General features: G+C 63.2%; 10 protein-coding genes and 1 pseudogene. 4 read left to right on the plus strand and 7 right to left on the minus strand.

Annotation, left to right across the window (positions count from 1 at the left end; all coding sequences use genetic code 11):
- Positions 1 to 384: 384 nt before the first annotated feature.
- Positions 385 to 1,383, plus strand: a complete 999-nt coding sequence (locus tag VB777_RS08150) for a sodium-dependent bicarbonate transport family permease (protein WP_197153889.1) — start codon at positions 385 to 387, stop codon at positions 1,381 to 1,383.
- Between the two features lie 54 nt (positions 1,384 to 1,437).
- Entirely contained in the window at positions 1,438 to 1,752 is a 315-nt protein-coding gene (locus VB777_RS08155; protein WP_197169673.1) for a P-II family nitrogen regulator, read from the plus strand.
- Positions 1,753 to 1,818: 66 nt separating this feature from the next.
- Here the strand turns inward: VB777_RS08155 and VB777_RS08160 are convergent, their stop codons facing one another.
- Positions 1,819 to 2,013 carry a hypothetical protein gene (locus tag VB777_RS08160; RefSeq protein WP_197169672.1) on the minus strand — a complete coding sequence of 65 codons (195 nt, stop codon included), beginning with the start codon at positions 2,011 to 2,013 and terminating at the stop codon, positions 1,819 to 1,821.
- 5 nt (positions 2,014 to 2,018) lie between these two features.
- The gene (locus VB777_RS08165) at positions 2,019 to 2,288 is read right to left on the minus strand and encodes a hypothetical protein (protein WP_197172566.1); all 270 of its coding nucleotides are present in this window, start codon (positions 2,286 to 2,288) and stop codon (positions 2,019 to 2,021) included.
- On the opposite strand from VB777_RS08165, the pseudogene VB777_RS08170 reads away from it, so the two are divergent.
- Positions 2,248 to 2,825: pseudogene (locus tag VB777_RS08170) on the plus strand (ATP-binding cassette domain-containing protein); the annotation flags it as partial. The gene VB777_RS08165 and the pseudogene VB777_RS08170 overlap by 41 nt on opposite strands.
- A 6-nt stretch (positions 2,826 to 2,831) precedes the next feature.
- Here VB777_RS08170 and VB777_RS08175 read toward each other — a convergent pair.
- The 5 genes from VB777_RS08175 to lepA all read right to left on the minus strand — a co-directional run bounded on the left by VB777_RS08175 (position 2,832) and on the right by lepA (position 7,107).
- A complete protein-coding gene (locus tag VB777_RS08175; protein WP_197153886.1) occupies positions 2,832 to 3,407 on the minus strand; it encodes a prepilin-type cleavage/methylation domain-containing protein in 576 nt (191 codons plus the stop codon).
- Positions 3,408 to 3,412: 5 nt separating this feature from the next.
- Positions 3,413 to 3,967 (minus strand): GspH/FimT family protein, encoded by a 555-nt coding sequence (locus VB777_RS08180; RefSeq protein ID WP_323248232.1) that lies wholly within the window; start codon positions 3,965 to 3,967, stop codon positions 3,413 to 3,415.
- Entirely contained in the window at positions 3,954 to 4,619 is a 666-nt protein-coding gene (locus VB777_RS08185) for a hypothetical protein (protein ID WP_323248234.1), read from the minus strand. The genes VB777_RS08180 and VB777_RS08185 overlap by 14 nt, the downstream gene beginning before the upstream one ends.
- Positions 4,616 to 5,176, minus strand: coding sequence for a hypothetical protein (locus VB777_RS08190; RefSeq protein WP_323248236.1), 561 nt, complete (start codon positions 5,174 to 5,176; stop codon positions 4,616 to 4,618). Before VB777_RS08190 ends, VB777_RS08185 begins: the two co-directional genes overlap by 4 nt.
- Before the next feature lie 122 nt (positions 5,177 to 5,298).
- Positions 5,299 to 7,107 carry a translation elongation factor 4 gene (gene lepA / locus VB777_RS08195; protein WP_197169668.1) on the minus strand — a complete coding sequence of 603 codons (1,809 nt, stop codon included), beginning with the start codon at positions 7,105 to 7,107 and terminating at the stop codon, positions 5,299 to 5,301.
- Positions 7,108 to 7,400: 293 nt separating this feature from the next.
- Between lepA and VB777_RS08200 the strand changes: the two genes are divergently transcribed.
- A partial coding sequence (locus VB777_RS08200; protein WP_323248239.1) for a transposase occupies positions 7,401 to 7,785 on the plus strand: 385 nt, incomplete at its 3' end.

The raw sequence follows: 7,785 nt of genomic DNA on the forward strand, positions 1-7,785 counted from the left end.
AGATGCCATCGCTGTTGCCGAATCCCTGAATCGGCTGTCATCGATCGTGGTGTCTGTGGTCGCTCGTTGATCAACGATCAGGGGTGGAATGCTGCGCTGCTACGTCACGGCCCCTGAACGGGTACGTCTGACCTTATCAATGGCATCCGCAATCCTGCGGAACACAACCACCCAGTGGTCGTCCCCGGGTATTAACGTCTCCCGACCGCCGCAACGGTGACCCATGCTTGATTCCTAAGGGAGCCTGATTCGGGCTTTGGATGTCCTCATCCACCCGTCAATCCGATAGCAACACCGAGGCCTGGCCTGGCAGTGGCTGGCTCGTCTTGCTCGACAACCTACACATTCCGCAGTCCTAGTCGTCAACACATCAAGAGGATTCAATTGGCCGAATTTCTTACACTCTTCATCAAGCAGCTTCAGTCTCCAACACTTGGCTTCTTGATTGGTGGCATGGTCGTCGCCTCATTCGGCAGCCAGCTGGCCATTCCAGATTCGATCTACAGGTTCATCACCTTCTTCCTGCTGCTGAAGATCGGATTGAGCGGAGGCATCGCCATTCGCAATTCCAACCCCACCGAGATCTTCCTCCCGGCACTCGCTGCTGTGGCGCTTGGTATCGTGATCGTGTTCATCGGTCGTTACACCTTGGGGAAAATGCCAGGCATCAAGGTGCCTGACGCCGTGGCCACCGGTGGCCTGTTCGGCGCGGTCAGTGGCTCCACTCTTGCGGCGGTGCTGCCCCAGTTGGATTCCGCCAAGATCCCCTATGAAGCCTGGACGGCGGCCCTCTATCCCTTCATGGACATCCCGGCCCTGGTGACGGCGATCGTGGTGGCCAGCGTTTACCTCAGCAAGAAGACCGGCAACGCTTCCGAGAAAGTCGAGATCTGGCCGATCATCAAGGAAAGCGTGCAGAGTTCTGCCGTCACATCGCTGCTTCTGGGTGTGGCCCTTGGCATTCTCACCAAGCCTGAGCCCGTTTATGAGAGCTTCTTCAACCCTCTGTTCCGCGGCTTCCTTGCGATCCTGATGATCATCATGGGGATGGAGGCCGCCCAGCGCATGAATGAGCTGCGCAAGGTTGCCCAGTGGTTTGCCATCTACGCTTTCATCGCACCCATCCTGCACGGTTTTCTGGCCTTCGGTCTTGGTCTTGTCATTCACAAGATCACGGGCTTCAGCATCGGTGGCGCTGTTGTGCTGGCGGTGATCGCCGCGTCGAGCTCGGATATCTCGGGCCCGCCAACGCTGCGCGCTGGCATTCCCTCGGCGAACCCCTCCGCCTACATCGGCGCCTCCACGGCCATCGGCACGCCGGTGGCGATCGCCATCTGCATCCCACTCTTCATTGGGATTGCCGAGATGATGCTCGGTCTTTAAGATAGTTCTCAGTCTTAAACCCTTCACAACTACAACCGCTCGGAGGTCAAAGTCATGAGTCAACAAGTCTGGAAGCTGGTGATCGTTGCGGAGGAAATCCTCTCCAAGAAACTCATCAAGCTCATCAAGGCGGCAGGTGCCACCGGCTATACCGTAAATTCAGCTGGTGGGGAAGGTAGTCGCAATGTGCGCTCCACGGGAGATCCAGTCGTCTCGCACACTCTCTCCAATGTAAAAATCGAGGTGCTCACTGGCACCCGCGAGCTGGCCGACAAGATCACCCATGAGATCGAAGCCAAGTTTTACGCTGACTACTCGATCATCACCTATATCTACCAGGTGGAAGCCCTGCGCGATCACAAGTTCTGATCTGATCTGATCTGGTCCGTTTTCTATCCCGGCTGTGTACCTGCACATGGCCGGGATTCCGACGTATTAGATCGTCCTGACGGCGGCGCGGGTTCCACGCACGCAGCGGGGACGTTCCGCGGTGTGGGAGCAGCTGACACAGCCGAATCGCTCGGCGCGAGCCAGGGAGGTGGGCCATCCGCACCAGCCGCAGGGAAGTCCCTGGTTCATCTCCAGCCGCTCCCAGATCTCCAGATCGTGGTCCTGATCCAGGAACACCATCAGCTTCAGGCCGGCCCCAGGATGGGCAGAGCCGGGTGTGAGCTGAAGCTGCCTTCGCTGGCGAGGCCCAGCGGCAGGCCGAGGATGTCCATGCCCAACTGGGCCTTGCGGCGGCAGGCGTCCTCCGCTCCCCCTGGCCGTGGCCGCCGCCCATCGAAGCTGCCGAGCTGATCGGTGTCGAGCCCCACGGGCCGCTCCAGATCCAGCTGCAGCAGGGTGCGAAACGGGCGGGCGATCGCCCGCGCCGGTTGCGGCAACTCCAACCTGCTGAACATGGCCTCGGGCTTCTCCACTCCCAGTGATGGCCAGGTGGTGCTGCACGGCAACCGGATCACCAGGTCCGGCCCCGATCGAATGGTGGTGTTCCAGGGCTATGCGTTGCTGCCCTGGTTCACCGCCTACGAGAACGTCTACCTGGCGATCGATTCGGTCAAGCCAGATCTGTCGGCGCGTGAGAAGAAGGAGATCAACCGGGAGCACCTCGCCATGGTGGGGCTTACCGAAGCGGCCGAGACAAAGATCCCGCAGCTCTCCGGTGGGATGAAGCAACGGGTGGCGATCGCCCGGGCCCTGGCGATCCGGCCGGAGGTGCTGATGATCACCCATGACATCGACGAGGCGCTGTTCCTGGCTGATCGGATGGGGGTGATGACCAACGGCCCCTCGGCGAAGATCGGTGAGATTCTTGAGATCACCTTCCCGCGGGCCAGGAACCGCGAGGAATCATGGAGGATCGGATCGATTACGGCCTGCGCAACCAGGCACTCGATTTCCTCGACAGCCGCTTCGCCCACGACGACAGCGCAGCCTGAGGGGCCTCAGGGCGCCGCCACCGTGAGCTTCGATTCCAGGTCCTGGGTGCGGCCCTCCGCCAGATCGAAGGCCTGGCGCAGGGTGAGCTCCAGGCCGCCACGGCCATCGAGGCGCGCGGTGAACCCCGCACCGTCCCGGGGCAGCCCATCGATCACCACGCGGCTCTGGGCATCACCGCTGCTGAGTTCGCCGTATAACCCGAAGGCGGGACCGCATCGCATCAGCACCCGGCCGCGCCAGATCGCACTCGGCGCGGCCCCGACGGAATAGGTGATCCGGCCCTGGGCCGCCTGCAGCTGCAGAACCGCCGTGCGGCCGGCCAGTCCGCAGGTGGCGGTGGCGTCGCCGGGCCCTGCTTCTGCAGCGGTGGACTGCCGCACGTCGTGGCGCACCAGTTCGAGGGAGCGCCACTGCGACTGGCGCTCCCGGAGATGACGGCCAAAGCGCTGGCTGTTGCGCCCTTCAGCCAGCAGACCCTGCACGATCACGCCACACAGGAGCAGGCCCAGGCTGAGCGCCAGCAGCAGCTCCAGCAGGGTGAAGGCGGTGGCTGGAGATGGCTGGCATCGGAGGCGTTGCATGGTGGTCACAGGGTGGGATCCGGTCGGCACTGGTCGCTGATCGGCGTGGCTCCGGGATCGCCGCCGTAGCGGCCGAGGCGCACGACCCCCAGAGGCAGCGCCATCACCAGGCAGCGGCGTAGCTCCGTGCCATCGGCGGAGAGCACCACGGTGCCGCCGTCGAGCACCAGGCCATTGCTGCTGAATCGCACCAGCTCCGGCAGGTTGTCGACCAGGCGGATGGCCCCGCCATCGATGGCCTCGGTCAGATCGATGCGCCCCTCCCGACAGGCCGGCAGGCTGCCCGTCGCAGGCTCCTGCCAGCCATCGGCCGTGAGGCTCAGGGCGCAGGGTTCACCACGTCGCTCAGCGCCGGCGCGCCCTTCACTGAGCCCGAGCAGCACCCGCCGCGCCGCGCTCTCCACCCGCAAGGTGGCCAGCGAGCCCTGGGCCCCTCCGATCGCCATAGCTGCGAGCAGCAACAGCACCGCCACCGTGACCAGCAGCTCCGCGAGGCTGAAGCCTGCTGCCGGAGCGCTCCAATCCGGTTCTGGCCAGAAGCGGCGCCTAGGGAGTGCCATCGTTCCCTCCCGCTGTCGTCTGACTCAAGGCGACGGTGCCCCTGGCCAGGTCGGTGCTCGAGGTGGCGCTCAAGTCAGTGCCAGATCCTGCTGAGCCTGGATCCTTGGCGGCTGCATCAGGCGCTGATGGATTGCTGGTCGCTGGATCGGTGGACGCTGGGTCTGTGGGTGTTGGATCTGTCACTGCTGGATCTGTGGTGGCTGGATCGACATCCACCGGTGGGTCCAAGGGAGGGTCCGGCGGGGGGGCCGGCAAGGCTTGCCGTGGCTGGCTCCTGCAAAGCCCCAGGGCGATCGGATGGAGCAGTCGCTGACGCTTCAGGGGCGGCTCGGTACTGCTCAGCTGCAGCAGCAGAGCTACGCCTCGCTGTTGCACGGTCCGCTGCACTCCCTCCTCCGTCACCGGGGTCTGGGTCAGCAGAGCCAGGGCCCGCTCCGCAGCCTCCGGGCAAGGGAGTGCGGGATCCATCTGCCCGGCAGCGTTGTGGAGCCGGGCCAGGCTGGCAACCAGTTCGCTCTCCAGACGGGTGGAACCCAGGCGCTGCTGATCCATCCGCTGGCTCCAGGTGGTGCCCAGGCCCCAGAGGTGCAGGGAGCAGCTCGCGGCGCCGGACACAATCACGGCGGCCACGGTGGTCTCGAGCAGGCTCATCGCTGCGTCCCCCGCAGACCCAGCTCGTGCAGTCGCTGCACCCGCCAGGCTTCAGTGGCGGTGTCCTGAGCCAGCGTCACCACGAACTGGGCCCTTGGGGAGGTCCCGCCGGCTCCGGTCCCGGCCAGCTCCAGCTCCAGGGTCTGGACCAGCTGCCTTTCGCCCGACCCTGGCGCTTCGGCTGCCAGGTCAGCGCTGGGCTGCCAGTGCAGCAGGCGATAGCCCATGGCCGGCTGATCCGGAAGATCGATGGTCGCGGCGATCAAGTGCTCCCGACTGGCCGGATCCGTGCAGCTGAGCCCGCTCTCGGACCAGTCCGCCAGGGACAGAGGCAGCACGCAGGGATGCTGCTGCACCAGGGTGGCCACCAGCTGCTCCGCCGCCGAGGCCAGGTCATCCTCCGCCTGCCGCGATCGGCTGGCCGCCACCAGGACGGCCTGCCCCTGCAGGGCAGTGGTCTGGATCGACAGTCCACTCAGCAGCAGCACCAGGGCTGTGCCCATGGCCAGGGGCAGGGCAAAGCCACCGGATGGCTCGATTCCGGCACGTCTTCGCACTCCCCATGGTGTCCTCCACGGTGCCTGCTGTTCCATCCCGATGCATCAGCAACGACGCCATCAGGGTTCCCCACCGCGGACAGGGGATTGCCAACAGGGGGCGATCCGGTGGGAGCGCAGTCCTACTGGTTGAGTTTGAGTACGGCCATGAAGGCTTCCTGAGGAACATCAACCTTGCCCATCGCCTTCATCCGTTTCTTGCCCTTGGCCTGCTTCTGCAGCAGCTTCTTCTTGCGGGAAATGTCACCGCCGTAGCACTTGGCGAGCACGTCCTTGCGGATGGCACTGATGCTTTCCGAGGCAATGATGCGGCTTCCGATCGAGGCCTGGATCGGGATCTTGAACTGCTGGCGCGGGATCAACTCCTTCAGTTTTTCCACCAGTCCCTTCCCTACATTGTAGGCCTTGTCGCGGTGCACAATCGTTGTGAGCGGATCGGCCTTTTCGGAATTGATTAACACATCAAGGCGTACCAGCTCATTTTTGCGATAGCCAATCAACTGGTACTCCATCGAGGCGTAGCCCTTGGTGCGACTCTTCATCTGATCAAAGAAATCAGTCACCACTTCTGCCAGCGGCATCTCGTAGTGGAGGGTCACACGGTCGGTGGTGATGTACTTCATGTCGATGAACTCGCCACGGCGCTCCTGGCAGAGTTCCATCAGGGTGCCGTTGTAGGTGTTGGGGGTGTAGATCTCCAGCTTCACATAGGGCTCTTCGATAGACTCACGCTTCTGAGGATCGGGCAGGGTGGCTGGATTGTCCACCATCATCATCGAGCCATCCAGCATGTTCACCTGGTAGATCACCGATGGCGCGGTGACGATCAGATCCAGGTTGTACTCCCGCTCCAGCCGCTCCTGCACGATTTCCATGTGCAGCAGGCCGAGGAAGCCGCAGCGGAAGCCGAAGCCCATGGCGCTGCTGGTTTCCGGCTCGTATTTCAGGGCGGCGTCGGAGAGCTGCAGCTTGTCCAATGCCTCGCGCAGATCTGGGTACTGATCCGCGTCGGTGGGGAACAGGCCGCAGAACACCATCGGCTTGGCCTCGGTATAACCGGGCAGGGGCTCGCTGGCCGGGTTGTTCACCAGAGTGATGGTGTCGCCGACGCGGGCATCAGCCACGGCCTTGATCGAAGCGGCGAGATAGCCCACCTCCCCGGCATGCAGGCTATCCACCTGGCGCTGATCGGGGGCCATCACGCCCACTTCATCCAGCTCATAGGTTTTCTTCGACGCCATCAGCAAGACCTTGTCTTTTTTGCTGAGGGAGCCGGAGATGACGCGGAAATAGACGATCACACCCCGGTAGGGGTCGTAATACGAATCGAAGATTAGGGCCCGCAGTGGATCATCCACACGATCCTCGGGCGGCGGGACCCGGTCGACCACGGCCTGCAGGATGTCTGGCACCCCGAGGCCGGTCTTGGCCGAGCAATGGATGGCGTTGGAGGTATCCAACCCGATGATTGCCTCGATCTCTTCGCTGATGCGCTGAGGATCGGCACCGGGAAGATCGATCTTGTTGAGAACGGGAATGATCTCGAGATTGTTCTCCAGCGCCAGATAGACGTTGGCCAGGGTCTGGGCCTCCACGCCTTGGCTGGCATCCACCACCAGCAGGGCTCCCTCGCAGGCCTGCAGGGAGCGGCTCACCTCATAGGAGAAATCAACGTGGCCGGGGGTATCGATCAGGTTGAGGATGTAATGCTCACCATCGGCTGCTTTGTACTCCATCCGCGCGGCCTGGAGCTTGATCGTGATGCCCCGCTCCCGCTCCAGCTCCATGTTGTCAAGAAACTGCTCCTGCATGTCGCGGGCCGCGACAGTGCCGGTTTCCTGCAGCAGTCGGTCGGCCAGGGTGGATTTTCCGTGGTCGATGTGGGCGATGATGCAGAAATTGCGGATCCGCTGAACGGGAACATCGGTCATCGCGCGGGCAGATCCCTTCGGGGCACCGGAAGAGTCTCGATCCTAGAAGGGCTGTTGTGCCCGGCTGGAGTCCCCACCCTGGCCATGGGAAGTGGAGCTGCCTAACCTCCTGCCCAGGTGCGGCTTCAGCTGGAGGCCTGAAGGATCTGCCAGCGGGGTTCTCCAGGCTCTGCACGGTTCTTCCGCTGCCTAGGAGCCTGTCGCGCATAGATCACCGCCCGCATGCTCCACAGACGCCCCTGAATCTGCCCAGATCTCAGTGGCTGCAATGGATCTGGTCGATAATATGGGGCATGAGCAAGCCCAAGACCTTCCGGCCCTGGACCCCGGGACAGACCAGCTTGATGCCACCGTCGCCGATCGACTGGCTGCCGAGTGATCACCTGGTGTTCTTCCTGCTGGAGCTGGTGGAGGAACTGGACTTTGCGCTGATCATGTCTCCCGCCCGGCAGAAGGATGCCCGCGGTGAGAAGGGGTATGACCCCAGGATGCTGACGCTGCTGTTGCTGTACGCCTATTGCATCGGTATTGCCTCGTCTCGCAAAATCGAACGGGCCTGCCATGAGGATGCGGCTTTCCGCGTGCTGACCGGTAACCAGCAGCCGGACCACAGCCGCATCAGCGACTTCCGCCGCCGCCATCTCGGAGCCCTGGAGGAGCTGTTTGTGCAGATCCTGC

Origin of the sequence: Synechococcus sp. CCY9202 (assembly GCF_034931685.1) — a bacterium.
Classification (GTDB): Bacteria; Cyanobacteriota; Cyanobacteriia; order PCC-6307; family Cyanobiaceae; genus CBW1002.